Genomic DNA, 469 nt, shown 5'->3' on the forward strand with positions numbered 1-469 from the left:
ACTATACTGTGCGTTACGGTGATTCATTATCGGGCATCGCTTGGAAATATAATACGACATATCAAAATATTATGCGTTTAAATGGGTTAAATAATTTCTTTATTTACCCAGGTCAAACATTACGCGTAAGCGGCACAGCATCATCAAGTAGTAATACAAATAGTACAAGTTCATCATCAAATTATTATTATCATACACCGATTTTTAATCATAGAAATTTATATGATTGGGGTCAATGTACATGGCATGTCTTTAATCGTCGTGCTCAAATCGGTAAAGGTATTAGTACATATTGGTGGAATGCAAATAACTGGGATAATGCAGCTGCAAGAGATGGCTATAGAATTGATTATCATCCTACTGTAGGATCAATTGCTCAATCAGATGCTGGCTACTATGGTCATGTTGCATTTGTAGAACGCGTCAATAGTAATGGAAGTATTTTAGTATCTGAAATGAACTTTAGTGC

Annotated in this window: 1 protein-coding gene; it reads left to right on the forward strand. The window is 34.8% G+C overall.

Features of this window, described 5'->3' with window-relative positions; all coding sequences use genetic code 11:
* Window positions 1-469 (forward strand): CHAP domain-containing protein (locus DF216_RS10390; protein ID WP_129326780.1); only part of this gene is annotated, 469 nt, incomplete at both ends.

Source organism: Streptococcus oralis (assembly GCF_004127215.1).
In the GTDB taxonomy this organism is placed as follows: Bacteria; Bacillota; Bacilli; order Lactobacillales; family Streptococcaceae; genus Streptococcus; species Streptococcus oralis_BD.